28 protein-coding genes are annotated in these 25,535 nt (G+C 72.6%); 16 read left to right on the forward strand and 12 right to left on the reverse strand.

Annotated features, from left to right (window positions below):
- Positions 1 to 34 precede the first annotated feature (34 nt).
- From ACQKM2_RS33000 to ACQKM2_RS33010, 3 genes are all read left to right on the forward strand, one after another.
- Positions 35 to 1,279, forward strand: coding sequence for a GNAT family N-acetyltransferase (locus ACQKM2_RS33000; RefSeq protein ID WP_427716353.1), 1,245 nt, complete (start codon positions 35 to 37; stop codon positions 1,277 to 1,279).
- A 94-nt stretch (positions 1,280 to 1,373) separates the two neighbouring features.
- Positions 1,374 to 2,159, forward strand: a complete 786-nt coding sequence (locus tag ACQKM2_RS33005; protein WP_427716355.1) for a putative protein N(5)-glutamine methyltransferase — start codon at positions 1,374 to 1,376, stop codon at positions 2,157 to 2,159.
- A gap of 22 nt (positions 2,160 to 2,181) precedes the next feature.
- Complete coding sequence (locus ACQKM2_RS33010; RefSeq protein ID WP_427716357.1) at positions 2,182 to 3,138, forward strand: sigma-70 family RNA polymerase sigma factor; 957 nt, start codon at positions 2,182 to 2,184, stop codon at positions 3,136 to 3,138.
- Between the two features lie 38 nt (positions 3,139 to 3,176).
- On the opposite strand, the gene ACQKM2_RS33015 is transcribed toward ACQKM2_RS33010, so the two are convergent.
- A complete protein-coding gene (locus tag ACQKM2_RS33015) occupies positions 3,177 to 3,518 on the reverse strand; it encodes a DoxX family protein (protein WP_427716360.1) in 342 nt (113 codons plus the stop codon).
- 107 nt (positions 3,519 to 3,625) lie between these two features.
- The gene (locus tag ACQKM2_RS33020) at positions 3,626 to 4,549 is read right to left on the reverse strand and encodes an NAD(P)-dependent oxidoreductase (protein ID WP_427716362.1); all 924 of its coding nucleotides are present in this window, start codon (positions 4,547 to 4,549) and stop codon (positions 3,626 to 3,628) included.
- A gap of 86 nt (positions 4,550 to 4,635) precedes the next feature.
- Here ACQKM2_RS33020 and ACQKM2_RS33025 point away from each other — a divergent pair, with 86 nt between their 5' ends.
- Positions 4,636 to 4,989: a winged helix-turn-helix transcriptional regulator gene (locus ACQKM2_RS33025; RefSeq protein ID WP_427716363.1), complete on the forward strand. Its 354-nt coding sequence runs from the start codon at positions 4,636 to 4,638 to the stop codon at positions 4,987 to 4,989.
- Between the two features lie 101 nt (positions 4,990 to 5,090).
- Here the strand turns inward: ACQKM2_RS33025 and ACQKM2_RS33030 are convergent, their stop codons facing one another.
- Together ACQKM2_RS33030 and ACQKM2_RS33035 are read right to left on the reverse strand one after the other, a co-directional pair.
- Positions 5,091 to 5,753, reverse strand: coding sequence for a maleylpyruvate isomerase N-terminal domain-containing protein (locus ACQKM2_RS33030; protein ID WP_427716365.1), 663 nt, complete (start codon positions 5,751 to 5,753; stop codon positions 5,091 to 5,093).
- A 186-nt stretch (positions 5,754 to 5,939) separates the two neighbouring features.
- Positions 5,940 to 6,767 (reverse strand): HEAT repeat domain-containing protein, encoded by an 828-nt coding sequence (locus tag ACQKM2_RS33035; RefSeq protein WP_427716366.1) that lies wholly within the window; start codon positions 6,765 to 6,767, stop codon positions 5,940 to 5,942.
- Positions 6,768 to 6,978: 211 nt separating this feature from the next.
- On the opposite strand from ACQKM2_RS33035, the gene ACQKM2_RS33040 reads away from it, so the two are divergent.
- The 3 genes from ACQKM2_RS33040 (at position 6,979) to ACQKM2_RS33050 (ending at position 8,449) form a co-directional block, all read left to right on the forward strand.
- Positions 6,979 to 7,407, forward strand: a complete 429-nt coding sequence (locus ACQKM2_RS33040) for a helix-turn-helix domain-containing protein (protein ID WP_427716368.1) — start codon at positions 6,979 to 6,981, stop codon at positions 7,405 to 7,407.
- Positions 7,408 to 7,428: 21 nt separating this feature from the next.
- Positions 7,429 to 7,986, forward strand: a complete 558-nt coding sequence (locus ACQKM2_RS33045; RefSeq protein WP_427716369.1) for a hypothetical protein — start codon at positions 7,429 to 7,431, stop codon at positions 7,984 to 7,986.
- A 124-nt stretch (positions 7,987 to 8,110) separates the two neighbouring features.
- Positions 8,111 to 8,449: a DUF2516 family protein gene (locus ACQKM2_RS33050; RefSeq protein WP_007265496.1), complete on the forward strand. Its 339-nt coding sequence runs from the start codon at positions 8,111 to 8,113 to the stop codon at positions 8,447 to 8,449.
- 4 nt (positions 8,450 to 8,453) lie between these two features.
- Here the strand turns inward: ACQKM2_RS33050 and ACQKM2_RS33055 are convergent, their stop codons facing one another.
- The 3 genes from ACQKM2_RS33055 to ACQKM2_RS33065 all read right to left on the reverse strand — a co-directional run bounded on the left by ACQKM2_RS33055 (position 8,454) and on the right by ACQKM2_RS33065 (position 12,315).
- On the reverse strand, positions 8,454 to 9,680 hold the full coding sequence (locus tag ACQKM2_RS33055; RefSeq protein ID WP_427716418.1) for a PP2C family protein-serine/threonine phosphatase: 1,227 nt from the start codon (positions 9,678 to 9,680) through the stop codon (positions 8,454 to 8,456).
- Between the two features lie 467 nt (positions 9,681 to 10,147).
- Positions 10,148 to 11,269 carry an NlpC/P60 family protein gene (locus tag ACQKM2_RS33060; RefSeq protein ID WP_427716371.1) on the reverse strand — a complete coding sequence of 374 codons (1,122 nt, stop codon included), beginning with the start codon at positions 11,267 to 11,269 and terminating at the stop codon, positions 10,148 to 10,150.
- 233 nt (positions 11,270 to 11,502) lie between these two features.
- Positions 11,503 to 12,315, reverse strand: a complete 813-nt coding sequence (locus ACQKM2_RS33065; RefSeq protein WP_427716373.1) for a class I SAM-dependent methyltransferase — start codon at positions 12,313 to 12,315, stop codon at positions 11,503 to 11,505.
- Positions 12,316 to 12,536: 221 nt separating this feature from the next.
- Between ACQKM2_RS33065 and mshA the strand changes: the two genes are divergently transcribed.
- Positions 12,537 to 13,919, forward strand: coding sequence for a D-inositol-3-phosphate glycosyltransferase (gene mshA, locus ACQKM2_RS33070; RefSeq protein ID WP_427716374.1), 1,383 nt, complete (start codon positions 12,537 to 12,539; stop codon positions 13,917 to 13,919).
- Positions 13,912 to 14,412, forward strand: coding sequence for a YbjN domain-containing protein (locus ACQKM2_RS33075; protein WP_427716376.1), 501 nt, complete (start codon positions 13,912 to 13,914; stop codon positions 14,410 to 14,412). Before mshA ends, ACQKM2_RS33075 begins: the two co-directional genes overlap by 8 nt.
- Here the strand turns inward: ACQKM2_RS33075 and ACQKM2_RS33080 are convergent.
- Positions 14,409 to 15,683, reverse strand: a complete 1,275-nt coding sequence (locus ACQKM2_RS33080) for an MDR family MFS transporter (protein ID WP_427716377.1) — start codon at positions 15,681 to 15,683, stop codon at positions 14,409 to 14,411. The genes ACQKM2_RS33075 and ACQKM2_RS33080 overlap by 4 nt on opposite strands.
- A gap of 139 nt (positions 15,684 to 15,822) precedes the next feature.
- On the opposite strand from ACQKM2_RS33080, the gene ACQKM2_RS33085 reads away from it, so the two are divergent.
- Positions 15,823 to 16,581, forward strand: coding sequence for a phosphoglyceromutase (locus tag ACQKM2_RS33085; RefSeq protein ID WP_125813820.1), 759 nt, complete (start codon positions 15,823 to 15,825; stop codon positions 16,579 to 16,581).
- 108 nt (positions 16,582 to 16,689) lie between these two features.
- Here ACQKM2_RS33085 and ACQKM2_RS33090 read toward each other — a convergent pair whose 3' ends face one another.
- The 3 genes from ACQKM2_RS33090 to phoU form a co-directional block, all read right to left on the reverse strand.
- Complete coding sequence (locus ACQKM2_RS33090; RefSeq protein ID WP_427716380.1) at positions 16,690 to 16,866, reverse strand: hypothetical protein; 177 nt, start codon at positions 16,864 to 16,866, stop codon at positions 16,690 to 16,692.
- A 186-nt stretch (positions 16,867 to 17,052) separates the two neighbouring features.
- Complete coding sequence (locus ACQKM2_RS33095; RefSeq protein WP_165365008.1) at positions 17,053 to 17,202, reverse strand: hypothetical protein; 150 nt, start codon at positions 17,200 to 17,202, stop codon at positions 17,053 to 17,055.
- A gap of 120 nt (positions 17,203 to 17,322) precedes the next feature.
- Positions 17,323 to 18,000 (reverse strand): phosphate signaling complex protein PhoU, encoded by a 678-nt coding sequence (gene phoU / locus ACQKM2_RS33100; protein ID WP_007265512.1) that lies wholly within the window; start codon positions 17,998 to 18,000, stop codon positions 17,323 to 17,325.
- A 227-nt stretch (positions 18,001 to 18,227) separates the two neighbouring features.
- Between phoU and ACQKM2_RS33105 the strand changes: the two genes are divergently transcribed.
- Positions 18,228 to 19,466, forward strand: coding sequence for a sensor histidine kinase (locus ACQKM2_RS33105; RefSeq protein WP_427716382.1), 1,239 nt, complete (start codon positions 18,228 to 18,230; stop codon positions 19,464 to 19,466).
- Positions 19,463 to 20,143 carry a response regulator transcription factor gene (locus ACQKM2_RS33110; RefSeq protein ID WP_007265514.1) on the forward strand — a complete coding sequence of 227 codons (681 nt, stop codon included), beginning with the start codon at positions 19,463 to 19,465 and terminating at the stop codon, positions 20,141 to 20,143. The genes ACQKM2_RS33105 and ACQKM2_RS33110 overlap by 4 nt, the downstream gene beginning before the upstream one ends.
- A 437-nt stretch (positions 20,144 to 20,580) precedes the next feature.
- Here the strand turns inward: ACQKM2_RS33110 and ACQKM2_RS33115 are convergent, their stop codons facing one another.
- Positions 20,581 to 21,252, reverse strand: a complete 672-nt coding sequence (locus ACQKM2_RS33115) for a DUF461 domain-containing protein (protein ID WP_427716385.1) — start codon at positions 21,250 to 21,252, stop codon at positions 20,581 to 20,583.
- A 555-nt stretch (positions 21,253 to 21,807) separates the two neighbouring features.
- Here ACQKM2_RS33115 and ACQKM2_RS33120 point away from each other — a divergent pair.
- From ACQKM2_RS33120 to cysS, 4 genes are all read left to right on the forward strand, one after another.
- Positions 21,808 to 22,290 (forward strand): CarD family transcriptional regulator, encoded by a 483-nt coding sequence (locus tag ACQKM2_RS33120; protein ID WP_003953493.1) that lies wholly within the window; start codon positions 21,808 to 21,810, stop codon positions 22,288 to 22,290.
- A 453-nt stretch (positions 22,291 to 22,743) separates the two neighbouring features.
- Entirely contained in the window at positions 22,744 to 23,490 is a 747-nt protein-coding gene (ispD, locus tag ACQKM2_RS33125; RefSeq protein ID WP_427716389.1) for a 2-C-methyl-D-erythritol 4-phosphate cytidylyltransferase, read from the forward strand.
- Complete coding sequence (gene ispF, locus ACQKM2_RS33130) at positions 23,480 to 23,977, forward strand: 2-C-methyl-D-erythritol 2,4-cyclodiphosphate synthase (RefSeq protein ID WP_401253171.1); 498 nt, start codon at positions 23,480 to 23,482, stop codon at positions 23,975 to 23,977. The genes ispD and ispF overlap by 11 nt, the downstream gene beginning before the upstream one ends.
- Before the next feature lie 115 nt (positions 23,978 to 24,092).
- A complete protein-coding gene (cysS, locus tag ACQKM2_RS33135) occupies positions 24,093 to 25,493 on the forward strand; it encodes a cysteine--tRNA ligase (protein ID WP_427716391.1) in 1,401 nt (466 codons plus the stop codon).
- The last annotated feature ends 42 nt before the right edge of the window (positions 25,494 to 25,535 follow it).

Consider the following 25,535-nt stretch of genomic DNA (forward strand, 5'->3'; position numbering starts at 1 on the left):
CCGGTGCCGGGCGCGGCGGTTAGCGTGGCCGGTTATGAGCGCTGACGTGCGGCCGATCGCCGCATCCGAACTCCCCGCCTGGCTCACCACCCTGAACACGGGCTTCCTGACTCCGGGCACCCCGACCGAATCCGATGTGGCCCAGCGCGCCGCGCACACCGATCTCGCGCGCGCACAAGGGGCCTTCGACAAGGAGACCGGCCGGTGCGTGGCCACCTTCCGCTCCTTCGCCCAGGAACTGACCGTCCCCGGCGGCGCGGCCGTCGGGAGCAGTGCGATCTCGAACGTGGCCGTGCTGCCCACCCACCGCCGCCAGGGCCTGCTGACGCGGATGATGGAGGCCGAACTGGCCGCCGCGCACGCGCGCGGTGACGTCCTGTCGACCCTGATCGCCGCCGAGTACCCGATCTACGGGCGCTACGGCTACGGCGCCGCGACCGTCCACGCCGAGTGGGAGGTCGACGTCGCCCGCACCGGCCTGGACCGCAGCAGTCCGGCGCCGGTCGACGGCGGCCGGATCGACCTGGTCGACGCCGCCGAGGTGCGGCGCGTGGGCCCCGCCCTGCACGACCGGCTGCGGGCCTCACGGCACGGCATGGTCGACCGGGACGCCCGCTGGTGGAGCCTGAAGACGGGCCTGGAGCAGATGTCGCACCGCCCGTACCGGGAGAAGATGCAGGCCGTCTACCGGGACGCGGCCGGTGAGGTGGCGGGGCTGGCCGTCTACCAGGCCGACGACCACTGGACGGACGCCAAGACCCCGCTGAACACCGTGCAGGTCGTCGACTTCCTCGCGGCGACCCCGCAGGCCGAGCGGGCGCTGTGGCACTTCCTGTGCTCCATCGACTGGGTGCTGAAGGTCCGCACCGGCAACCGGGCCCCCGACGACCTGCTGCCGGAGCTGCTGCCCGACGCGCGGGCCGCCCGGCCCCTGTCGGCCGCCGACTTCCTGTGGGTGCGGGTCCTGGACGTCGTACGGGCGCTGGGCGCGCGGACGTACGAGGTGCCCGGGGTGCTCGTGCTGGAGGTCGAGGACGCGAGGGGCCCGGCGGGCGGCCGCTACCGGCTGGACGCGGGCGCCGGCACGTGTACGCGTACGGAGGAGCCGGCCGGGGTGCGGCTCGACGTGTCCGCGCTGGGGTCCCTGTACCTCGGTGACGCGTCGGCGGTGCGGCTGGCCGAGCTGGGCCGGGTCGCCGAGCTGGAGCCGGGGGCCGTGGCGCTGGCGGACGCGGTGTTCCGTACCGCGCGCCGGCCGTGGTGTCCGGACACCTTCTGAGGCCCGGAAGGGCGGTGACATGACGGACGCGGCCGTCCGGCCGGGTGCGGGCGTCGCCGGGGGCCTATCGTCGGCACCGGCAGAACCAAGAGGATTGAGCTACGTGACATCGATTGTGGAACGGCTGCGCGCGGCCGGCTGCGTCTTCGCGGAGGAGGAGGCCGACCTGCTGGTCGCGGCCGCCACCGACGACGGGCACCTGGCGGGCATGGTCGCCCGCCGGGTGGACGGCGAACCGCTGGAGCACGTCGTCGGCTGGGCGGAGTTCTGCGGACTGCGCGTGGAGGTGGGCGCGGGGGCGTTCGTGCCGCGCAGGCGCACGGAGTTCCTGGTCCAGGAGGCGGTGGAGCTGGCCCGCCCCGGTGCGGTGGTGCTGGACCTGTGCTGCGGTGTCGGCGCCCTCGGCGCGGCGGTGGCGGCCCAGGTCCCGGGCGGGGTCGAGCTGCACGCGGCCGACATCGACCCGGCGGCGCTGGCGTACGCGCGGCGCAACGTGACCCCGTACGGCGGTGCGGTGTGGGAGGGCGACCTGTACGCGGCGCTCCCCGCGGAGCTGCGGGGGCGGGTGGACGTGCTGGTGGTCAACGCCCCGTACGTGCCGACGGGGGAGATCGGGCTGATGCCGCCCGAGGCCCGCGACCACGAGCCGCTGGTGTCCCTCGACGGGGGCGCGGACGGCCTGGACGTGCACCGCCGGGTCGCGGCGGGGGCGCTGGAGTGGCTCGCGCCGGGCGGGCACCTGCTGATCGAGACCAGTGCCAGGCAGGCGCCGCTGACGGCGTCCGCGCTGACCGGGGGAGGTCTCGTGGTGCGGGCGGTCAGCTCGGAGGAGCTGTACGCGACGGTGGTCATCGGACGGGCGCCGGCTCCGGCTGCCTGAGGAAGCAAGGGGAGGGGCGGAAGTGGACGACGTCGTGGACGTGGACGTGGACGAGGCCGTGGGCGAAGGCGACAGCGGCAGCGGCAGCGATGGTGGCGGGGCTGCGCTGACGGAGCTGTTCGAGGAGCACCGCAGCCATCTGCGGGCGGTCTCCTACCGGATGCTCGGTTCGCTCAGCGAGGCCGACGACGCCGTCCAGGAGACCTGGCTGCGGCTGAACCGGACGGACGTGAGCGGGGTCGAGAACCTCGGGGGCTGGCTGACGACGGTGGTCTCGCGGATCTGCCTCAACCTGCTGCGCTCGCGCGAGGCGCGGCGCGAGGACCCGGTGGAGCGGCTGGAGACGCGGGTCCCGGACCCGCTCATCAGCCCGATGCGGCGGATCGACCCCGAGCAGGAGGTGCTGCTCGCCGACTCGGTGGGGCTGGCGCTGATGGTGGTGATGGAGTCGCTGGCTCCGGCGGAGCGGCTGGCGTTCGTCCTGCACGACATGTTCGCGGTGCCGTTCGACGAGATCGCGCCGCTGATCGAGAAGTCCGCGGCGGCGACGAGGCAGCTCGCCAGCCGGGCGCGCCGCAAGGTGCAGGGGCAGGCCCCGGCGCCCGACGCGGACCTGGCCCGTCAGCGGGAGGCGGTGGACGCGTTCTTCGCCGCCGCGCGGGACGGGGAGTTCGAGGCGTTGGTCGCGGTGCTCGACCCGGACGTGGTGCTGCGTTCCGACGGGGGTGTGGGCGGCCGGCAGACGGTGGTCTTCACCGGTGCGCGGGAAGTGGCGAGCCAGGCGGCGAGCTACCGCGCGCTCACGCCGTTCGTGCGGCCCGCGCTCATCAACGGCGCCGCCGGGGTGGTCGTCGTACCGAAGGCGAACGCGGTGGCCGTCATGGCCTTCACGGTCGTCGGAGGGAAGATCGTGGCGATCGACGTGCTGTCCGACCTGGCGCGGCTCAAGGAGCTCGACCTGTCGGCGCTGGAGGGCTGAGGCGGCGGGGCCGCCGCCCCGCCCCGGCCGTCAGATGGTCAGACGGTCAGGGCGAGGGCGACGGCCATCGGCGCGGAGTAGATCACCGGGAAGACGACGTGGGCGTAGTCCCGGGCCCGCAGGGTGACGATGACGGCGCCGATGAAGTACAGGACCAGGCCGATGCCGGCGGCGATCCCGATGGCCGGGACGACGAACCCGGCGAGGAGGCCGAGGCCGCCGGCGAGCTTGGCGGTGGCGAGCAGGTTCCACGACTTCTCGGGGACGCCGTACTGGACGAGGGGCTCGACCGTGTACTTCGAGCGGGTGTAGAGCGAGACCGCCGAGTAGATGGCGAGGACGGCGGCGATGATCGTGAAGACGGTGGCGGTGGTGGACATCGGGGGCTCCTTCGGGGCGGTCTCGCTTGCTGCGACATCCCTTTGACCCGCCGCGCCGCGCGGATGTGACAGCCCGCCGGAATTTCTTTCCGGCGGGCTGTTCGGGGTCAGGCTCCGGCGGGAACGGCTGTCCTGCCGAGGAGTTCGGAGACGCGCATGAAGCCGTCGCCGCCGTGGCCGTGGGCGATGGCCCGCTGGGCCAGGCCCTCGGTCGCGCGCATCAGGGCCGCTTCGATGCCGTGTGCCTCGGAGGCGTGGATGATGTGGGCCATGGACGAGGCTCCGGAGGTCAGCGGGTTGAGCCGACCGGAGTAGCTGCCGCTGTCCACGTCGGCGGCGAACTCCTCGAAGAGCGGCGGCAGGATCGCGGCGATCCCCTGGGCGAACGGGGTCAGTTCGCGGGCGCTGACGCCCTCGGCCTTCGCGACCGCCAGGGCGTGGGCGTAGCCGGACATGGAGGTCCAGAAGACGTCCAGCAGGGCGATGTCGTACGCGGCCGCGCGGCCGATGTCCTCCCCGAGGTGGGTGTGGGTGCCGCCGAGGAGGTCGAGGACCGGCCGGTGTTCGCGGTAGAGGTCCTCGGGGCCGCTGTGGATGAACACCGCGTCCGGGGTGCCGATGGTGGGGGTCGGGGTCATGATGGCGCCGTCGAGGTAGCGGATGCCGTGGCCGGCGGCCCAGGCGCCGGTGTCGCGGGCCCGGGCGGGGGTGTCGGCGGTCAGGTTGACGAGGGTGCGGCCCTTCAGGGCGGCGGTGACGGCGTCGGGCCGCAGGATCGCGTCGGCGGCGTCGTAGTTGACCACGCAGACCACGGTCAGCGCGCTGGCGGCGACCGCCTCCTGTGCCGAGGCGGCGGCGACGGCACCGCGTGCGACGAGGTCCTGGTCGCGGCCGGGGGTGCGGTTCCAGACGGTGGTGCGCACCCCGGCGTCGAGGAGGGCGCCGGCCAGGGCCCGGCCCATCGGCCCGAGCCCGAGCACGGTGACGGTGGGCTGCTGCGTGGTCGTGGACGTGGAGGTGGACGTGGACATGGAAACTCAACTCCCGTGAAAACATGGCTGATACGAGATACGAGATGCGAGACGCGAGAAGCGATCGGCAGGAGGGGGACGGCGGGATGACGCGAAGGCGCGCACAGGATCCGAACGTCTGCGGGGTCACCGCCGCGATGGCGGTGATCGAGGGGAAGTGGAAGACGTCCCTGCTCTGGATGCTGGAGGACGGTCCCCAGCGTCCGGGTGAGCTGCGGCGCCGGATGCCGGGCCTCAGTGAGAAGGTGCTGACGCAGGCGCTCCGCGAGATGGAGGCCGACGAGATCGTGCACCGGGAGGTGCACGACGTACTGCCGTTGAAGACCGAGTACTCCCTGACCGACTTCGGCCGGGCACTCGCGGAGGCGGTGGCGCCGCTGTCCGACTGGGGCCACCGGCGGCTGGACCGCATGGCGGAGTCCCGCCGCGCGGCTTCCTGAACCCTTCCGCTCCCTTCCTCCCGGCCGCTGGATCAAGCTTCGCCGGGCGGCGGCCGCCCGCCAAGTACCCACAAAAAGGTGGGTACCCGGGGGTGGCGGGGCTAGCCGAGGAGGAGCGGCACCCGCGCGCCCAGCTCCCCGGGCCCCGCGAGCGCGGCCTGCTCGCCCGGGGTCGGGGCGCGCCGGCCGGTGCCGACCAGCAGCGCGTCCTCGTCGGAGAACCCCGCCGGGAACGCGGCCCCGGCGATCCGCTCCAGCAGCGCCCGGGCCCCGGCGAGGGCCTCGGCGGGCGGCCGCGGCGCGTGCGGGAGGTGCGCGACCAGGTCGAGGTGGTGCAGCGTCCACTCCAGGACGTACGCGGACAGGTAGTCGCCGGCGGTGAGCACCTGGCCGCGGGTTCCGACGTGGGTGGCGGGGTCCGCGAGGACGCCGGCGCGTCCGGCGGCGGAGCCGACGTCGTCGAGGTGGAACGTGAGCAGCCGGGGTTCCCCGTAGGCGGCGGCCAGCCGCACGGTCAGCGCGTCGAGCGGGTCCTCCCCGTCGGGGGCGGCGCCGACCTCCCAGTAGGTGGCCGCGTCCCGGGTGGGTTCGGCGTCGGAGGGCGTGGCGAGGGTGATCAGCACGTCCTGGGCGTCGATGACCAGATGGCACACCAGGTCCCGCACGAGCCACCCCCGACAGCCGGACGGCCGCCCGAAGTCCTCGTCGGCCAGCCCGCCGACCACCGCGCGCAGCGCCGCCCACGACACCGAGAAGAGGTCCACCCCCGCAAGCTAGCACCGGGCGGGCCGGGGTGGTTGCGTCGTTCGGTGAGCGCGTTGCTCACGCCTGCCGTTGTGCGCGAGCGTGCCGAGGAACGACGGCCCCGCCCATGACCGCCGCGGTGGTCAATGGGGCAGCCCAGCCAGCGCAACCGGGCCTGCCCGGCGCCGTATGAAGCGCACGCCTCGTCAGCTGCGGAGGGACTGGTGCCGACATGCCTCGGTTGCCTGGTCACGAACGTACGGGTCAGCGTCTGCTGCCAGCTGGTCGAGCACGGCCGAGGTCGCGGGGTCTGCGGGTTCCGGAGCGGGAAAGCGGCCCAAGGCGATTGCGACCCAGGCTCGAACGCGGGGGTTGCCGTCGTTCGCGAGCAAGCGGATCTTCGGGAGGGTTCCGGGTTGCCGAAGGAAGCCGAGAGAGCTGAGAGCGGAGGTGCGCACCTGCGGGGAAGGGTCGTCCAGCAAGTCCACCAGCAGGTCGATGGCCGCCGGCTGCGTCCCGTGGCTGGCGAGCGTGCCCACAACCGCGCTTCGTATGCCTTCGTCCGGGTCCTGCACGGCGTCGGCAAGCAGGTCGAGATCGGCGGGTGCGGGGACGAAGCCGAGCAGCCAGAGCGCCGCCCTGCGGAGGTCTTCGTCGTTGCCGACGGCGTATGGCAGGAGGATTTCGCGCGCGGAGGCCGGGTCTTCCTGCGCGAGTACATGGAGCGTCGTCGACAGAGAGTCCTGGTCGTCACCAAGATCGCGGGAGTAGGCCCGCAACAGGGCAGCCAGGGACGTGCGGCCGGCGGTCTCGGCCAGAATCCGGGCGAGCACATGACGGGCGTACCAGTTGCCCGCCTTCACGGCTGCCGCGAGGTGCTGTTCCAGGTGCGGAACCAGTTCCCGTCGACGGGCGGCTATGAGCTCCTCTTCGATGTCTGCGAGCTCGTCGAGGTCGCAGTCCGGATCCGTGAGTCCGGCCGCCAGTTCGTCGAGGCGCAGGGTGAGATCCTCGGCTGCCCGTTGGTCTTTCAATCCGTTCCCCCTGGATGCTTCAGACCGCACAGGAGGGCCTGCCCCTGCGGGCCTCCCGCTGTGGTGCAGGCTCGTGGAACGGATTGTCCAACAGGCGTCTGACAGCGGCGTTCGGTGCAGCCGGCTCGCTCAGCCGCTGGGAACCAGTCGCAGTGCGAGCTCTTGCTAGCAAGCGCTTGCAATAGTTAGCACGGTGGGGCAGGATCGGGGCATGGCATCGCTCAACGTCGGAAACCTCGGCGAATACCTCCGCGAGCAGCGGCGGCAGGCCCAGCTCTCGCTGCGGCAGCTGGCCGACGCGGCGGGGGTGTCGAATCCGTACCTGAGCCAGATCGAGCGCGGGCTGCGCAAGCCGAGCGCGGACATCCTCCAGCAGCTGGCCAAGGCGCTGCGGATCTCCGCCGAGACGCTGTACGTGCAGGCCGGGATCCTCGACGAGCGGGACCGGGACGAGGTGGAGACGCGGGCCGTCATCCTCTCCGACCCGTCGATCAACGAGCGGCAGAAGCAGGTGCTGCTCCAGATCTACGACGCGTTCCGCAAGGAGAACGCGCTGGAGGCCGACGAGGCTCCCGGCGAGGACGCGGCCGGCGGCGCCGACAGCGCCGGCGACGACGTCGCGATGCCCCCTACGAATTGACTGTGATCCGGGAGGACGCACATGGCCATCGCCGATGACCTGAAGAAGACCCTCACCGACCCCACCCCCCTCTACTTCGCCGCCGGCACGGCCGACCTCGCCGTCCAGCAGGCCAAGAAGGTGCCCGCGCTCATCGAGCAGCTGCGCGCCGATGCCCCCGCGCGCATCGAGGCCGTGAAGAACACCGACCCGAAGGCCGTGCAGGAGGCCGTCACCGCCAAGGTCACCGAGGTCCTCGGCTCGATCGACCCGAAGAAGCTCGGCGAGACCGCCCAGGACCTCGCGCTGCGCGGCGTCGGCGTGGCCGCCGAGTACGCCGTCCGGGCCAAGGAGACCTACGACAAGGTCGCCGAGCACGGCGAGCAGACCGTACGGGCCTGGCGCGGCGAGGTCGCCGAGGAGATCGTGGACATCGCCGGGGCCGTGGAGCCGGAGCCCGCGCCGGAGCCGGCGCAGGAGCCCGCCCCGGCCGAGGCGTCGGCGGAGTCCGCCGGCGAGGAGAAGCCCGCCGCGAAGAAGCCCGCCGCGCGTCGCACCGCCGCCAAGAAGGCCGCCGCCGAGACCGGCGAAGAGGCCTGAACGACCCCCTTCCGGGCCGGGCACCCGGCGGGTGCCCGGTTCGTTGTCGTTTCGGAAGGCGGCTCCGGCGGTAGCGTGGAGCAGTGGAGCCAGTGGTGCCGGATGCGAGAAGGCGGTCGAGACGATGCTGATGCAGGGGTTCGATAACGGGGTGCTCCCGTTGCTCGGCTACGCCATGCTGGCGCTCGCCGTCGCGGCCTTCGTGCTGGCGCTGCTGGCGCGCGAGGACGCGTACCGCGCCGCCGAGAAGCAGACGAAGACCTTCTGGCTGGTCATCCTCGGGATCACCGTCCTCGTGGACTTCTTCCTCGGGATGCTGTTCCTGCAGATCGCGGGCCTGGTCGCGAGCATCGTCTTCTTCGTCGACGTGCGCCCCGCCCTCAAGCAGGTCTCGGGCGGCGGCCCGCGCCGCGGCGGCAGCAGCAGCGACGGCCCCTACGGGCCGTACAACGGCGGCCGCTGAACCTTCACCCCGCTGCGCGGGAGAGCAGGACCACGGCGACGTCGTCGGTGAGCTCGCCGCCGTTGAGGCGGCGGGCCTCGGTCACGGACGCTTCCAGCAGCGCCTCGCCGCTCAGGCCGCGCTCGATGTGCCGGTTGATCATCTCGACCATCCCGTCCTGCCCGAGGCGCTCGCGGCCGTCGCCGATACGGCCCTCGATCAGCCCGTCGGTGTAGAGCATCAGGCTCCAGGTGCCGCCCAGGTCGACCTGCCGGCGGGGCCAGCGGGCCCGGGGGAGCAGCCCGAGCGCCGGGCCGCTGTTCTCGTACGGGAGCAGCCGCGCGGGCTTGCCCGGCCTCGATATCAGCGGGGCCGGATGCCCGGCCAGGCACAGGCCCGCGCGCCGGCCGTCCGGGGAGATGTCCACCGTGCACAGCGTCGCGAAGATCTCCTCGCAGGGCCGCTCCACCTCCAGGACCTCCTGGAGCGTGGCGAGCAGGTCGTCCCCGCACAGCCCGGCCAGCGTCAGGGCGCGCCAGGCGATGCGCAGCTCGACGCCGAGGGCGGCCTCGTCGGGGCCGTGGCCGCAGACGTCGCCGATCATGGCGTGGACGGTGCCGTCGGGGGTGCGGACGGTGTCGTAGAAGTCGCCGCCGAGCAGGGCCCGGCTGCGGCCGGGGCGGTAGCGGGCGGCGAAACGGAGGTCGGAGCCGTCCAGGAGCGGGGTGGGGAGCAGGCCGCGCTCCAGGCGGGCGTTCTCCTGGGCGCGAAGTTTCGATTCTGCAAGCTTGTACTGGGCGATGTCCGCCCGCTTTCTCTCCACGGCGTAGCGGATGGCGCGGCTCAGCAGGCGCCCGTCGAGCTCGTCGCGGTAGAGGAAGTCCTGGGCGCCGACGCGTACGGCCTCGGCGGCGCGGTCCGCGTCGGCCTCGCCGGTCAGGACGAGCACGGCGTGGCGCGGGGCGATGCGGAGCACCTCGCGCAGGACGCCGAGGCCGTCCTCGTCGGGGCCGGGCAGGGCCAGGTCGAGCAGCACGCAGTGCACGTCCGGGGTGAGCAGCCGCGCGGCCTCGGTGAGGTTGCGGGCGCTGCGGATCCGGATCCGGTGGCCGTCGGCGTCGAGGATCTCGGGGACGGTGAGGCCGCCGGCGGGGTCGTCCTCGACCACCAGAAGCGTCAGCGACGCCGCCTGCGGGGCGGGGCCGCCGTCCGTGGCCGGGGTGTCCCTCTGCCGCGGTACGGGTACGGGCATCGTCTCCGGTTCCTTGCCTCCCCCCGAAGGTGCGCTCATGCGGGTGACCCTAGCGGGCGGGTGCGGGCGAGCGGAATGGCCGCCGGGGGAGGGCCGCCGTCATATGCCCCTATCGCGGGGGAAAACCGTGCCGGGGGGATGACCAACGTCACGGCCCGGCCGCCCGGCATCCCGCCCACCGAGACCCCTTTTCTTCACGCGCCGCTCGCGCGGTTCGGCCCCAGGGGGCCTCCCCGGCTTCGCGCCGCTGCGCCGGCCTCCGGCCGTCGGGTGCGGGGCGGGTCCGGTGCCCGTGGCCCGGGCCGGCGCTTGAGGCGCGGCGCGGTAGCGCCGTGCAGTGACCCGCACCCGCGCGGAGCGCACGTAACCGCCGGGGGCGGAGCCCCCGTGCCGGGGTCCGGGGGCGAAGCCCACGGGGTTCCCGGGGCCGCCAGGGCCCCGGGGTCCGGAAACCGCCCGGCCAGGGCTTACGCGTCGGGGCGGACCACGGCCTTGATCGGCATCGAGCCCGCGCCCGCCATCGTCACCGTGCGGCCCGGCCGCGGGGCGTGGACCATCGCGCCGTCGCCGACGTACATCCCGACGTGGGTCGCGTCGTCGAAGTAGATGATGAGGTCCCCCGGCCGCATGTCCTTCACCGCCACCTTCGGCAGCAGCCGCAGCTGCTCCTGCGAGGTGCGCGGGATCCCCCGCCCCGCCGCCAGCCAGGCCTGCGAGGTCAGTCCGGAGCAGTCGAAGGAGTCCGGGCCCGTCGCGCCCCAGACGTACGGCTTCCCTATCTGTGCGGTGGCCCACTGCACGGCCCGCTTGCCCGCGTCCGTGGCGGCGCCCTTGACGTCCTTCATCGCGCCCGACGACAGCCACGCCGTCTGCGCCTTGTACTGCGCTTCCTGCTCCAGCTGGATCAGCCGGGCCTTCTCCTCGGCCTCCAGCCTGTTCTCTAGGGCCTCCGCCGCCTTGATCTTCTCCTCGATCTCCTTCTTGGCGGCTTCCTTCTTGGCCCTGTTGTCCTCCATCTTCTGCCAGAGCGCGCCCGCTTCCTTCGCGTACCGCTCCAAGTCGGTCTGCGTGCGGTTCAGTTCCGACAGCAGGTCCGTGGTGGCCTTCTCGCCCTGCCGCAACCGGCCCGTACCGTCCAGGTAGTCGGCCGGGCTGTCGCTCAACGCCAGCCGCGCGCCCGGCGGCAGGCCGCCCGAGCGGTACTGGGCGCGGGCGGCGGCGCCCGCCCGGTCCTTCAGGGAGGAGATCCGGTCCTGGCCCGCCACCACCAGGTTGGCGATCTGGACGATCCGCTCGGACTGGGCCTTCGTCTCGCCCTCCGCGAGGTTGTACGCGTCCGTGGCCGTGCCGGCCTGCCGGTAGAGGTCCTCTATCTCCTTGCGGACCTGCTCCAGGGACTTGGCGCCCGGCTCGGGCGCGGGAGCCGCCGGTGCGGCGGGAGCCGAGGGAGCCGAGGGGGCCGAGGGGGCGCCCGGGGCGGCGTACGCGGTGCCCGCGAGGCCCGGGGCCGCCAGTATCGCCATGGCGCACAGCAGCGTGAGAGTGGACGCTCCCTGCCGACGCGACGACGCTCGCTTCACGGTCCCCATGGCTCCCCCAGGCGCCCCGGGTCAGACCGACGCCCCCGGGCAAGGAAGACAAACCGGACCGGACATCAGATCTGACTATTCATCAGTAACTTGGCACTGTCACCGGGATGGTGCCACGACTCGGTGAATTCCAACACCCTCCGGATGCCTCACCGATCATGACCGCCCCCGCCCCGGCCGTCCCAGCCGACTCAACGGACCGCCCCCAACGCCGGTTCCCCACCGCGCGATGTTCACCCCGCCGGGCGCAACGCCTCCCACCGCACCGTCAGTTCCCCCTGCCGCCACCGCACCGGACCGTCCGCCAGCGGCCAGTCCGCGGCCAGCGCCCGCGCCGTCCGGATCCACCGCTGCCGCGCCCCGTACGAGGCGTACGGAGCCGCCGCCGCCCACGCCCGGTCGAAGTCGCGCAGGAACGCGAACACCGGCTCACCCGGCACGTTCCGGTGGATCAGCGCCTTCGGCAGCCGCTCCGCCAGATCCGACGGCCGCTCCAGCGAACCCAGCCGCGTCGCGAACGTCACCGTCCGCGGCCCCTCCGGCCCCAGCGCCACCCACACGTGCCGCCGGCCGATCTCGTCGCAGGTCCCCTCCACCAGCAGCCCGTCCGGCGCCAGCCGCCCGCACAGCCGCTGCCACACCTCCGCGACCTGCTCCTCGTCGTACTGCCGCAGCACGTTCGCCGCGCGGATCAGCGCCGGCCGCTCACCGCCGTCCAACGGCACCTCGAAGCCGCCGTGCCGGAAGCTCAGCCCCTCCCGCTCGTACGGCTTCGCCCCCGCCACCCGCGCCGGCTCGATCTCGATCCCCACCACCCGCACCCCGGGGGCCGCCTCCCGCAGCCGCGCCAGCAGCTCCACCGCCGTCCACGGCGCGGCCCCGTACCCCAGGTCCACCGCCACCGGCGCGTCCGCCCGGCGCAGCGCCGCCCCGTGCGCGGCCGCGATCCAGCGGTCCATGCGGCGCAGCCGGTTCGGGTTCGTCGTCCCGCGCGTCACGGTGCCCACGGGGCGCTTCGGGGACGGCGGAGTGCTGCGGGAGACCATGCGCCGAGCGTAAGCGGAGCGCGCGGCCAAGATAAAAATCCGGCAAACGACCAGGAACATCCGGACTCCCGGAATGCGGCGGACCGCCGTTCGGGTTGCACTCCTAGCAGGGCGCCGACCGCGCTCCCGCAGCCATGCCGCCCCACCGGCGCTGCCGACCCGCCGCCGGAGCGGGCCGCAGAGGACCGTCGACCGTCGTCCGAGCGAGAGGAACTGCTCCCTTGAGCCAGTACGTGTCCCGTCTCGGCGGCAGCATCAGCGGACGCATCGCCGCCGCCCGCGCCACCCGCCCCGACGCCCCCCGCCTGCGCCTCCCGGCCGTCGGCCACCACCGCAAGCCGCGCCGCGTGGCCATGCTCAGCGTGCACACCTCACCGCTGCACCAGCCCGGCACCGGCGACGCCGGCGGCATGAACGTCTACATCGTCGAGCTCGCCAAGCGCCTCGCCGCGATCAACATAGAGGTCGAGGTCTTCACCCGCGCCACCACCGGCGGCCTGCCGCCCGTGGTCGAGCTCGCCCCCGGGGTCCTCGTACGGCACGTCGACGCGGGCCCCTACGAAGGCCTCGCCAAGGAAGAGCTGCCCGCCCAGCTGTGCGCCTTCACCCACGGCGTCATGCAGGCCTGGGCCCGCCACCGCCCCGGCTACTACGACCTCGTCCACTCCCACTACTGGCTCTCCGGCCACGTCGGCTGGCTCGCCGCCGAACGCTGGGGCGTCCCGCTCGTCCACGCCATGCACACCATGGCCAAGGTCAAGAACGCCGCGCTCGCCGAGGGCGACACCCCCGAGCCCGCCGCCCGCGTCATCGGCGAGACCCAGATCGTCGCCGCTGCCGACCGGCTCATCGCCAACACCGCCGAAGAAGCCGAGGAACTCGTACGCCACTACGACGCCGACCCCGGCAAGGTCGCCGTCGTCCACCCCGGCGTCAACCTCGACCGCTTCACCACCGGCGACGGCCGCGCCGCCGCCCGCGCCCGCCTCGGCCTGCCGCAGGACGCCGTGATCCCGCTCTTCGCCGGCCGCATCCAGCCCCTCAAGGCCCCTGACATCCTGCTCCGCGCCGTCGCCGAGCTCGTCGACCGCGACCCCTCGATGCGCCGCCGCCTCTTCGTCCCCGTCGTCGGCGGCCCCAGCGGCAGCGGCCTCGCCAAGCCCGAGGGCCTGCAGAAGCTCGCCGCGAAGCTCGGCATCACCGACCTCGTCCACTTCCACCCGCCGGTCGCCCAGGACGGCCTCGCCGACTGGTTCCGGGCCGCGTCTGTGCTGGTCATGCCGTCGTACAGCGAGTCCTTCGGCCTCGTCGCGATCGAGGCCCAGGCCACCGGTACGCCGGTCCTCGCGGCGGAGGTCGGCGGGCTCCCGGTCGCCGTCAACGACGGGGTCACGGGCATCCTCGTACCCGGCCACGACCCGGTCGACTACGCCCGCGAGCTGCGCCGCTTCGTCGACGACCCCGGCCTCACCGACCGGATGGGCGCCGAGGCCGCGCGGCACGCGCAGTTCTTCGGCTGGGACACCGCCGCCGCCGGCACCGCCGACGTGTACACCGCCGCCATGCATGATCATCGCCGTCGCGTACGCTCCCACCATGGCTGACACCGCCGCCGGCACCGCCGCGGTCATCGAGTCCACGCTGGCCGGCGCCGAGCTGAGCTGGGAGAGCCCCGAACCGGGCACGTACGTCGTCCAGCTCCCCGGCACCCGCAAGCTGAGCACCACCTGCTCGCTCCGCATCGGCCGGCACTCCCTCTCGGTCAACGCCTTCGTCATCCGCCACCCCGACGAGAACGAGGCCGGCGTCCACCGCTGGCTGCTGGAACGCAACCTCAAGCTGTACGGGATGGCGTACGCGGTGGACCCCCTCGGCGACGTCTACCTCACGGCCCGGCTCCCGCTGTCGGTCGTCACCCCCGAGGACCTGGACAGCCTCCTGGGCACGGTCCTGGAAGCGGCGGACGGCGCGTTCAACACCCTGCTGGAGCTGGGCTTCGCGAGCGCGATCCGGCGCGAGTACGAGTGGCGCGTCTCGCGCGGGGAGTCGACCCGCAACCTGGACGCGTTCAAGCACCTGACCCGCCCGGCCGGCTAGGCCTCGGCGGGGACGGCCTTCGGCGGCGCGACCGCACCGGCGTCGGAGGCGGCCACGGCGTCCCCCGCCCCCACGGGAATGCTCCGCATCAGCAGCCAGTACCCCGCCGCGGCCACCGTCCCCAGGACACCCGTGGCCCCCCACAGCCACCCCGCCCCGTACCGGTCGATCACGAACCCGGCCATCAGCGGAGCCACCAGCGCCGCCACCGCCCAGGACATCGTGTACATCCCCTGGTACCGCCCCCGCCCGTGCACCGGCGACAGCCGCACCACCAGCCCCATCTGCGTCGGCGAGTTCACGATCTCCGCCAGCGTCCACACGCACACCGTCAGCGCGTACGCCCACAGCGAGCCCGCGAAGGCCGTCATCGCGAAGCCGTACCCCGCCAGCAGCGCCGAGATCACCAGCAGCCGGCTCGGGTCGCGGTGCTCGATGAAGCGCGTCACCGGGATCTGGAGGATCACGATCAGCAGCCCGTTCGCCGCCACGACCAGCCCGTAGTCCCCCGGCGAGAAGCCCGCCCGGCCCATCGCGACCGGCAGGCCCACCGAACCCTGCGTGAAGATCAGCGAGATCAGGAACGACAGCCCGACCACCGCCATGAACCGCCCGTCCCGCAGCACGGTCCCCAGCCCGATCTCCGGCTCCGCCCCCTTCTCCGCCTCCTCCTTCACCGGACGCGACTCCGGCAGCTTCGCGAACACCAGCACCGCGCACAGCAGCGTCAGCGCCGCCTCGCCCAGGAAGCCGGCCAGGTAGCTGTACTCGGCCACCACGCCCGCCACCACCGAGCTGATCCCGAAGCCCAGGTTGATCGCCCAGTAGTTCAGCGCGAAGGCCCGTACCCGGTCCTCGGGCGGGACGATGTCCGCCATCATCGCGGAGACCGCCGGGCGCGAGGCGTTCGACGCCATGCCCACCAGGCCCGCCACCGCCGCGATCGCCGCCGGGTGCTCCATGAACCCCAGCAGCGCCACCGACAGCGCCGTCGACACGTTCGCCGCCAGCATCGTCGGCCGCCGGCCCAGCCGGTCCGTCATCACGCCCGCCACCAGCGAGGACACCACACCGCCCAGACCGTGCAGGGCGACCACGAGTCCCGCGAAGGAGGCCGAATAGCCCCGGTCCAGGGTCAGGTACAAGGTCATGAACGTGGCGACGAAAGCCCCGAGCCGGTTCACCAGCGTGCTGGCCCACAGCCACCAGAAGGCGCGCGGCAGCCCCGACACGCTCTCCCGGGCAGCCCGTCTCAAACTGGCAGCGGACATACGGATTCCCCCGAAGACGTAAGCACCAATCGATCTCCTGGCACGTTACGAACGGGCCCCCGCCGCCGTCCACTGGATTGACGCCGTCCGTCAATCGGGGGCGCGCGGGCGCCCTACGGCGTCCACTAGGCTCGTACGCATGGCCGACGCACCGTACAAGCTGATCCTCCTCCGCCACGGCGAGAGCGAATGGAACGCGAAGAACCTGTTCACCGGCTGGGTGGACGTCAACCTCAACGAGAAGGGCGAGAAGGAGGCGGTCCGCGGCGGTGAGCTGCTCAAGGACGCCGGCCTGCTCCCCGACGTCGTGCACACCTCGCTCCAGAAGCGCGCGATCCGCACCTCCCAGCTCGCGCTGGAGGCCGCCGACCGCCACTGGATCCCCGTGCACCGCTCGTGGCGCCTGAACGAGCGCCACTACGGCGCCCTCCAGGGCAAGGACAAGGCCCAGACCCTCGCCGAGTTCGGCGAGGAGCAGTTCATGCTGTGGCGCCGCTCCTACGACACCCCGCCGCCGGCCCTTGAGGACGGCACCGAGTTCTCCCAGTCCGAGGACCCGCGCTACGCCTCCATCCCGCCGGAGCTGCGCCCGCGCACCGAGTGCCTCAAGGACGTCGTCGTCCGCATGCTGCCGTACTGGTACGACGCGATCGTCCCGGACCTCCTCGACGGCCGCACCGTCCTGGTCGCCGCCCACGGCAACAGCCTGCGCGCCCTGGTCAAGCACCTGGACGGCATCTCCGACGCCGACATCGCGGGCCTGAACATCCCCACCGGCATCCCGCTCTCCTACGAGCTCGACGCCGACTTCAAGCCCCTGAACCCGGGCGGCACCTACCTCGACCCGACGGCCGCCGCGGCCGCGATCGAAGCCGTCAAGAACCAGGGCAAGAAGTAGCCCCGAAGCACGGAACAGCCCCCCACCAGCCGTTTCCCGGCGGGTGGGGGGCTTCTCGCTGACCGGGGCCGTCCGCGGGCCGCCGGGAGCGGTCCGGCAGTGCCTGGCCTAATGGCCCTTGACCGACACCCACATGAGGATCACGCCGAAGGCCAGGATGATGAAGATGCAGCCCATACACCCCTTGGCCTCGCGGTCGCGTTCGGCGGCCTGCTGCGCGGCCACACGGTTGTGGTAGTCGATCATCCCGCGCCGAACAGCCCGCGCTGCTTCTTCCTCGTTCACCTTGCCCCCGTCGGGTGTCGTACAAGATCTTCACACGTCCCCGACCGCCGGCCGGTTCCCGGAGACAGCTGCCGATCAGGATCCGGTACGGGGTCCGGAGCCCGGTGTTCCGGCGGGCAGGCACGGGGACCGACGCCAGAGGGCCCCGTCCGGATCGGACGGGGCCCTCTCGGTGTCGTGGGCGGGTCAGCCGCCGCACTGGCACGGGGCGCCGGACTGGCAGCCGCAGCCGCAGCCCGAGCCGCAGCCGCAGGCCGCGAGCAGCGGGAGGCGCAGCGGCTCCGGGCGGGGCGGCTGCTCCTGTTCCGGCGTGATGGGGACAGGGGTCTCGGGCATGGTGCCTCCTCGCAGGCGGCGTACGGGAAGTCGTGGTGCCTTCGCCTCATTCATGCCCAGCCACACCGGCGCGTCAACGGCGCATTGGGGCGCTCCGCGCGGAGTGCCGCGGGGAGCGGCTCAGACGCCCTCGACCTGCGTCGGCTGCTGCAGCTCGTCCGCGTGCTCGCCCGTCACCAGGTACACCACGCGCTTCGCCACCGACACCGCGTGGTCCGCGAACCGCTCGTAGTAGCGGCCCAGCAGCGTCACGTCGACGGCCGTCTCGATGCCGTGCTTCCAGCGGTCGTCCATCAGGTGCTGGAACAGCGTGCGGTGCAGCTGGTCCATCTCGTCGTCGTCCTGCTCCAGCTGCAGCGCCAGGTCCACGTCCTTCGTGATGATGACCTCGGCCGCCTTCGCCATCAGGCGCTGCGCCAGCTGTCCCATCTCCAGGATCGTCGCGTGCAGGTCGCGCGGGACCGCCGTGTCCGGGAAGCGCAGCCGGGCCAGCTTCGCCACGTGCTGCGCCAGGTCGCCGGAGCGCTCCAGGTCGGCGCTCATGCGCAGCGAGGTGACGACGATGCGCAGGTCGGTGGCGACCGGCTGCTGCCGGGCCAGCAGGGCGATGGCGCGCGCCTCCAGGTCGTGCTGCAGGTCGTCGACCTTCTGGTCCGCGGCGATGACGCTCTCCGCGAGCTTCAGGTCGGCGTCCAGCATGGAGGTCGTGGCCCGCCCGATCGCGGAACCGACGAGCCGGGCCATCTCGACCAGGCTCTCTCCGATCGAGTCCAGTTCCTCGTGGTACGCGTCGCGCATGGTGTCCCTCTCCGGCCTGCTTGCCTACTGCTCGCTACTGCTTGTCTGCTCATTGCTGCTCGTGCGGGGTGTTCGGCCCCACGTTTACACGTTCGGTCGCCAACGCGTCCGACTCCGGCATCACAAATGAATCAACCCCGTCGTCAGGGTGAACTCTGGGCGACGACTGTTCGAGGTGCCACCCGAACGGCTGTGGAAGTGTCCGCGGGCCTGCTTAACCTGGACACATGGACGTGAACGCGGCGGTCGCCGCAGCTGCGGCGATCGCCGGTCTCTGCACCGGCGTCATCGCCATGCTGGCGTTCCGCTGGAGCGAGCGCGACCAGGCCCGCCCCACCCGGAGCTCCATGCGCCCCGACATCAACGCGGTGCTGCCGCCCGGAGTGGACACGGTCCTCTCCGTGCTCCGCTCCTCCGCCGTCGTCCTCGACGAGGGCGACGCGGTGGTCAAGGCCAGCTCGGCCGCGTACGCGCTCGGGCTGGTCCGCGGCGGGAAGCTGGCGGTGGAGCCCATGCTCCACATGGCCCGCGACACCCGCAGGGACGGCGAGATACGCCAGATCGAGCTCGACCTGCCCCGGCGCGGCACCGGCCGCGGCGAGGCCCTCGCGGTCTCCGCCCGCGTCGCCCCGCTGGGCTCGCGCCTGGTGCTGCTGCTGGTCGAGGACCTGACCGAGGCCCGACGCATCGAAGCGGTGCGCCGCGACTTCGTCGCGAACGTTTCGCACGAGCTGAAGACCCCGGTCGGCGCGATCTCGCTGCTCTCCGAGGCGGTCATGGACGCGTCCGACGACCCCGAGGCGGTCACCCGCTTCGCGGGCCGCATGCAGATCGAGTCCACCCGCTTGATCAACCTCGTGCAGGAGCTCATCGACCTCTCCCGGGTGCAGAACGACGAGGCACTGGAGGACGCCGAGCCGGTACGGGTGGACACGCTCGTGGCGGAGGCCATCGACCGCTGCCGGCACACGGCCACCTCCAAGCAGATCACCATGGCCGCCGGCGGCACCGCCGACCTGCGGGTATGGGGACACCGGGGGCAGCTGGCCGCCGCCCTCGGGAACCTGGTGGAGAACGCCGTGAACTACAGCCCCGCCCGCACCCGCGTCGGCATCGCCGCGCGCCGGGTGGCGGCACCGGGTGGAGACTTGATCGAGATAGCCGTGACCGACCAGGGCATAGGCATCCCGGAGAAGGACCGCGAGCGCATCTTCGAGCGCTTCTACCGCGTCGACCCGGCCCGCTCCCGCGCCACGGGCGGAACCGGTCTGGGCCTCGCGATCGTGAAGCACGTGGCGGCCTCGCACGGCGGGGAGGTGTCGGTGTGGAGCTCCGAGGGCCAGGGCTCCACGTTCACCCTGCGACTCCCCGAGGCGGCCGCGCCGGCCCCGGCGACCGCCCCCGAACCCGCCAGACCCCAGCTTGACCCAGAACCAGTCATTCCTGCCCCGGAGGTCCTTCCGTGACCCGAGTGCTCGTCGTCGAGGATGAGGAATCCTTCAGCGACGCCCTGTCCTACATGCTCCGCAAGGAAGGCTTCGAGGTCGCGATCGCCGCGACGGGGCCCGACGGGCTCGACGAGTTCGAGCGCAACGGCGCCGACCTCGTCCTCCTCGACCTGATGCTGCCCGGCCTGCCGGGCACCGAGGTCTGCCGGCAGCTGCGCGGTCGCTCCAACGTCCCCGTGATCATGGTGACCGCCAAGGACAGCGAGATCGACAAGGTCGTCGGGCTGGAGATAGGAGCCGACGACTACGTCACGAAGCCCTTCTCCTCCCGGGAGCTGGTCGCCCGCATCCGCGCGGTCCTGCGCCGCCGCGGCGAGCCGGAGGAGGTCACCCCGGCGGCCCTGGAGGCAGGGCCCGTACGCATGGACGTGGACCGGCACGTGGTCACCGTCGCCGGGGCCAAGGTCGACCTCCCGCTGAAGGAGTTCGACCTGCTGGAGATGCTGCTGCGCAACGCGGGCCGGGTGCTGACCCGCATGCAGCTGATCGACCGGGTCTGGGGCGCGGACTACGTCGGCGACACCAAGACCCTGGACGTCCACGTCAAGCGCCTCCGCGCCAAGATCGAGCCGGACCCGGGCGCCCCGCGCTACCTGGTCACGGTCCGCGGCCTGGGCTACAAGTTCGAGCCGTAAGCCGGCGGCGTAGGGGCGGCCCCACGGCCGGCCGGAGGCCGGCGCAGCGTCCCGAAGCCGGTGCGGCCCCCTGGGGCCGTGCCGCGCGAGGGTCGCACGGGGAAGGGGTTCGAGCCGGACCCGGGCGCCCCGCGCTACCTGGTCACGGTCCGCGGCCTGGGCTACAAGTTCGAGCCGTAAGCCGGCGGCGCAGGGGCGGCCCCACGGCCGGTCGGAGGCCGGCGCAGCGTCCCGAAGCCGGTGCGGCCCCCTGGGGCCGTGCCGCGCGAGGGTTGCACGGGGAAGGGGTTCGAGCCGGACCCGGGCGCCCCGCGCTACCTGGTCACGGTCCGCGGCCTGGGCTACAAGTTCGAGCCGTAGGCCGGCACGGCGACAAAAGGGGGAGGGCCCCAGCCGCATCGCGGCTGGGGCCCTCCCCCTTTTGTCTGCTGCTGCGCTCAGTGGCCCGCGCTGCGCGACGGGGACGGCGACGCGGCGCCCGACGGGGTGGCGCCGGCGGCCGGGGAGCCCGACGCGGCGGGGGAGCCCGAGGCGGCCGGGGAGGGGGAGCCGGAGGGGCTGCCGGACGGGGCGGGGGCCGGGGCGGCGGCCGGGGCCTCCGTCGGGCCGTAGCCCGCGTACATGCCGGTGGCCGGGACGACGAACGCGCCCAGCTCCACGTCGCCCGTGGTGCTCAGCTGGAAGACGACGTCCTGCACGTTGCCGTTCTGGACGGCCTCGCGGCCGCCCTCGATGACGGCGGAGGCGTTGCCCTTGCCGCCCAGCACCACGGAGCCGCCGGCGGGCACGGTGATCTTGCCGGAGCCCTCGGCGGGCTTCAGGACCACCTTGGACTTGCCACCCTTCAGGGTGATCCCGTCCAGGGTCTGGGCCTTGGTGCCGGAGTTGAAGACGGTCGCCGAGAGGGCGGCCGGACCCTTCTTCTCCTTCTCGCCCTTGGTGATCACCAGGGCGTTCTGGATCTTGATGTCGCCCTTGGTGACAGCGGCGTTGTCCGGCTTGATCTCGAGAGTCTGCGCGTCGTTGCCCGCACCGCACGCTGCGAGCGATGCAAGGGAGAACACGACGGCGGTAGCGGCGAGAGCGCCGCGTCGAAGGCTGCGGCTCACGGCGGCGGCAACTCCTTGGACGTACGGACGGGACGGGTACAGGCTCAGGGCGGCCGAGGTAAAGCCGCCCTAAGGGTGTGTCAGCGCGCTTAGGTTACCGAGCCGCCGCCCCGCCCCCGCACCCGACCCTCCGCAGTGCGCACACCGTGCTGCGCCGCTCCCGCGATCTTGCATTCCGCTATCCCGTCCGGGGCCGCTCCGTGATCAATTCCGGGATTCCCTCGAACGCGGTGTCGTGATCAATTGCAGATTGGGCCTGAACCCGCTGCGTACGGGTGGCCGCCAGTCGAACGGAGTACTTCCGTTTCGCGTCAGAGAACCCGGCAAAACGGGACGTACGTCACACTCGTGGCCGCGTCCGCCAGGTGTAACGTGGTCGTTTCGCCCGGTCCGCACAGCGCCTCCGACCTGCGAATACCCCCCTCCGGAACCCTTTCGCAGCACGTTCGTGTCGCTGTTGTCAAGCCCCGAGATGTGCCCTGACCTGCGAAAACGCCATTCATAACAGTCAGTTCTCGTGTTACCCTGGATAGCCACGGAAGGGGTACCTGTCACATGACGTTCAAGGTTGGCGACACCGTGGTCTATCCCCATCACGGGGCCGCGCTGATCGAGGCCATCGAAACTCGCCAGATCAAAGGCGTGGACAAGACCTACTTGGTGCTCAAGGTCGCCCAGGGCGACCTGACGGTTCGTGTGCCTGCGGACAATGCAGAGTTCGTCGGCGTTCGCGACGTAGTCGGCCAGGACGGGCTGGACCGGGTCTTCGAGGTGCTCCGCGCACCGTACGCAGAAGAGCCCACGAACTGGTCCCGTCGCTACAAGGCAAATCTGGAGAAGCTCGCTTCTGGCGATGTCATCAAGGTCGCCGAAGTGGTGCGCGACCTGTGGCGTCGTGAGCGCGAGCGCGGTCTCTCCGCAGGAGAGAAGCGCATGCTCGCGAAGGCGCGGCAGATCCTGGTGAGCGAGCTCGCGCTCGCCGAGAACACCAACGAGGACAAGGCCGAGGCCCTCCTCGACGAGGTTCTTGCGTCCTGACGCACGAACCGGCCACAGTGTGCCGCGGTGCCCGATGACCCGCCCTCTCGGTTTCGAGGGGGCTGTTGCCGGGCGCTGCGGCATGTCTGCGTCCGGGGCACGTCGGGCACGTACGCGTCCGGGCACCCGCACGGCACCCGCCGCACCCGCCCGCACCGCACCCGCGCACGGCCGCTCCACCCGGCCCGGTACTCCACCCGGTCCCGGCCCGGCCGGCCCCGGGTCGCACGCCCGTACCCTGACGGCCGTACCCTGCGCTCATCCCGCCGTACCCTGCGTGTGCACACCCGCACGGTCCCGGTACTGGCGTGCCGGGTCCGGGCAGCCGGCTCGACCGGACGTCACGGAAGGGGCGAGGGCGTCGCACCCGGCACTGACCCCGGCCGGAGCCGGGGGTACGCCCAAGGCCATACCCATGTCGGCCGAAGTCACAAACCTGGCTCGGAGCTACTGATGTCTGACGAATCCCGCCCCCACCGCACCGCCGCGGTGATCCCGGCCGCCGGCCGCGGGGTACGCCTCGGCCCCGGCGCCCCCAAGGCCCTGCGGGCCCTCGGCGGGACCCCGATGCTGATCCACGCCGTCCGCGCCATGGCCCGCTCCCGCGCGGTCGCCCTGGTCGTGGTCGTCGCCCCGCCCGACGGCGCGGCGGAGGTGCGCCACCTCCTGGACGAGCACGCCCTGCCCGACCGCACCGAGATCCTCGTCGTCCCCGGCGGCGACACCCGCCAGGAGTCCGTGCGCGCCGGCCTGGCCGCCCTCCCCGCCGACATCACCTCCGTACTGATCCACGACGCGGCCCGCCCGCTGGTCCCCGTCGACACCGTGGACTCCGTCGTCGAGGCCGTCCGCGACGGAGCCCCCGCCGTGGTCCCCGCCCTGCCCCTGGCCGACACCGTCAAGGAGGTCGAGCCCGGCGCGCCCGGCGAGCCCGAGCCGGTCGTCGCCACGCCCGAGCGGGCCCGGCTGCGCGCCGTGCAGACCCCGCAGGGCTTCGACCTCGCCACCCTACTGCGCGCGCACGAGGCCATCGCCGTCAGCGGCGAGGGCGCCACCGACGACGCCGGCATGGTGGAGCGCACCGGGGTCACCGTCGTGACCGTCCCCGGCCACGAGGAGGCCTTCAAGGTCACCCGCCCGCTCGACCTGGTCCTCGCCGAGGCCGTACTCGCCCGCAGGAGGGCCACCGATGTCTACTGACCTGCCCCTGATCCCGCTCGTCGGGATCGGCACCGACGTGCACGCCTTCGAGACCGGCCGCGAGCTGTGGTGCGCCGGCCTGCTGTGGGAGGGCGAGGACGGCCTCGCCGGCCACTCCGACGGCGACGTCGCCGCCCACGCCGCCTGCGACGCCCTCTTCTCCGCCGCCGGCGTCGGCGACCTCGGCGCGCACTTCGGCACCTCCCGCCCCGAGTGGTCCGGCGCCGCCGGTGTCACCCTCCTGGCGGAGGCCGCCCGGATCGTCCGCGCCGAGGGCTTCGAGATCGGCAACATCGCGATCCAGGTGATCGGCGTACGCCCGAAGATCGGCAAGCGGCGCGAGGAAGCGCAGAAGGCGCTCGCGGCGGCGGCGGGCGCCCCCGTCTCCGTCTCGGGCACCACCACCGACGGGCTCGGCCTCACCGGCCGCGCCGAAGGCCTGGCCGCCATCGCCACCGCCCTCGTCTACCGGACGAACCGGACCTGAGTACGACGTACGGCCACGGGCCGCCCGTTACGGATGTCACCTCTTCGGCAACAAACCGTTCGGGCGGCCTCAAACGGTCGCGGGGCACTGCCGTCGGCGCACTACCCTGGATGCCGTGACTATTCGCCTGTACGACACCAGCGCCCGGCAGATCCGCGACTTCGTCCCGCTCGAACAGGGCTGCGTCTCGATCTACCTGTGTGGCGCGACCGTGCAGGCGGCCCCGCACATCGGGCACATCCGCTCGGGCCTCAACTTCGACATGATGCGCCGCTGGTTCACCTACCGCGGCTACGACGTCACGTTCATCCGCAACGTCACGGACATCGACGACAAGATCATCGCGAAGTCCGCCGAGCAGCGCCGCCCCTGGTGGTCCATCGGCTACGACAACGAGCGCGCCTTCAACGACGGCTACGGCGCCCTCGGCTGCCTGCCGCCCACCTACGAGCCCCGCGCGACCGGACACGTCACCGAGATGGTCGAGATGATGCGCGGGCTCATCGAGCGCGGCCACGCGTACGAGTCCGAGGGCAACGTCTACTTCGACGTGAAGTCCTTCCCGGGCTACCTCTCGCTCTCCCGCCAGGAGCTCGACAACATCCGCCAGCCGGAGTCCACCGGCGAGACCGGCAAGCGCGACCCCCGCGACTTCGCCATGTGGAAGTCCGTCAAGCCCGGCGAGCCCTCCTGGGAGACCCCTTGGGGCCGCGGCCGTCCCGGCTGGCACCTGGAGTGCTCCGCGATGGCGCACAAGTACCTCGGCGAGGCCTTCGACATCCACGGCGGCGGGCTCGACCTGATCTTCCCGCACCACGAGAACGAGATCGCCCAGGCCAAGGCCTTCGGCGACGCGTTCGCGAACTACTGGGTGCACAACGCCTGGGTCACCATGTCCGGCGAGAAGATGTCGAAGTCGCTCGGCAACTCGGTGCTCGTCTCCGAGATGGTCAAGCAGTGGCGTCCGATCGTCCTGCGCTACTACCTCGGCACCCCGCACTACCGGTCGATGATCGAGTACAGCGAGGAGGCGCTGCGCGAGGCGGAGTCCGCCTTCGCCCGCATCGAGGGCTTCTACCAGCGCGTCATCGAGAAGGCGGGCGGTCCCGTCGAGGCCGCCGCCGAGGTGCCGCCGGCCTTCGCCGAGGCGATGGACGACGACCTGGGCGTCCCTCAGGCGCTGGCCATCGTCCACACCACCGTCCGCCAGGGCAACAGCGCGCTCGCCGCGGACGACAAGGACGAGGCGATCGCCCGGCTGTCCGAGGTGCGCGCGATGCTCGGCGTCCTCGGCCTGGACCCGCTCGACCCGCACTGGGCCGGCGAGGCGGACCGCGGCGAGGACCTCCACGGGGCGGTCGACACCCTCGTACGCCTGGTCCTGGAGCAGCGCGAGTCCGCCCGCGCCCGCAAGGACTGGGCGACCGCCGACGCCATCCGCGACCAGCTGAACCAGTCCGGTCTGGTCATCGAGGACAGCCCCAGCGGCCCGCGCTGGACCCTCGGCCCCCGCTGATCCGGACCCACCCGGACCAGCCGTGTTGTGCCGCCCGGGCTT

The sequence above is a fragment of the Streptomyces sp. NPDC004126 genome, assembly GCF_050275515.1.
GTDB lineage: Bacteria > Actinomycetota > Actinomycetes > Streptomycetales > Streptomycetaceae > Streptomyces.

Bases quoted from the DNA above. Each gene is read 5' to 3' on its own strand.
- ACQKM2_RS33000 (WP_427716353.1), top strand. From the start codon at position 35: ATGAGCGCTGACGTGCGGCCGATCGCCGCATCCGAACTCCCCGCCTGG.
- ACQKM2_RS33015 (WP_427716360.1), bottom strand. From the start codon at position 3,518: ATGTCCACCACCGCCACCGTCTTCACGATCATCGCCGCCGTCCTCGCC.
- ACQKM2_RS33020 (WP_427716362.1), bottom strand. From the start codon at position 4,549: ATGTCCACGTCCACCTCCACGTCCACGACCACGCAGCAGCCCACCGTC.
- ACQKM2_RS33025 (WP_427716363.1), top strand. From the start codon at position 4,636: ATGACGCGAAGGCGCGCACAGGATCCGAACGTCTGCGGGGTCACCGCC.
- ACQKM2_RS33040 (WP_427716368.1), top strand. From the start codon at position 6,979: ATGGCATCGCTCAACGTCGGAAACCTCGGCGAATACCTCCGCGAGCAG.
- ACQKM2_RS33045 (WP_427716369.1), top strand. From the start codon at position 7,429: ATGGCCATCGCCGATGACCTGAAGAAGACCCTCACCGACCCCACCCCC.
- ACQKM2_RS33050 (WP_007265496.1), top strand. From the start codon at position 8,111: ATGCTGATGCAGGGGTTCGATAACGGGGTGCTCCCGTTGCTCGGCTAC.
- ACQKM2_RS33055 (WP_427716418.1), bottom strand. From the start codon at position 9,680: ATGCCCGTACCCGTACCGCGGCAGAGGGACACCCCGGCCACGGACGGC.
- ACQKM2_RS33060 (WP_427716371.1), bottom strand. From the start codon at position 11,269: ATGGGGACCGTGAAGCGAGCGTCGTCGCGTCGGCAGGGAGCGTCCACT.
- ACQKM2_RS33065 (WP_427716373.1), bottom strand. From the start codon at position 12,315: ATGGTCTCCCGCAGCACTCCGCCGTCCCCGAAGCGCCCCGTGGGCACC.
- ACQKM2_RS33075 (WP_427716376.1), top strand. From the start codon at position 13,912: ATGGCTGACACCGCCGCCGGCACCGCCGCGGTCATCGAGTCCACGCTG.
- ACQKM2_RS33080 (WP_427716377.1), bottom strand. From the start codon at position 15,683: ATGTCCGCTGCCAGTTTGAGACGGGCTGCCCGGGAGAGCGTGTCGGGG.
- ACQKM2_RS33085 (WP_125813820.1), top strand. From the start codon at position 15,823: ATGGCCGACGCACCGTACAAGCTGATCCTCCTCCGCCACGGCGAGAGC.
- ACQKM2_RS33095 (WP_165365008.1), bottom strand. From the start codon at position 17,202: ATGCCCGAGACCCCTGTCCCCATCACGCCGGAACAGGAGCAGCCGCCC.
- phoU (WP_007265512.1), bottom strand. From the start codon at position 18,000: ATGCGCGACGCGTACCACGAGGAACTGGACTCGATCGGAGAGAGCCTG.
- ACQKM2_RS33105 (WP_427716382.1), top strand. From the start codon at position 18,228: ATGGACGTGAACGCGGCGGTCGCCGCAGCTGCGGCGATCGCCGGTCTC.
- ACQKM2_RS33120 (WP_003953493.1), top strand. From the start codon at position 21,808: ATGACGTTCAAGGTTGGCGACACCGTGGTCTATCCCCATCACGGGGCC.
- ispD (WP_427716389.1), top strand. From the start codon at position 22,744: ATGTCTGACGAATCCCGCCCCCACCGCACCGCCGCGGTGATCCCGGCC.
- ispF (WP_401253171.1), top strand. From the start codon at position 23,480: ATGTCTACTGACCTGCCCCTGATCCCGCTCGTCGGGATCGGCACCGAC.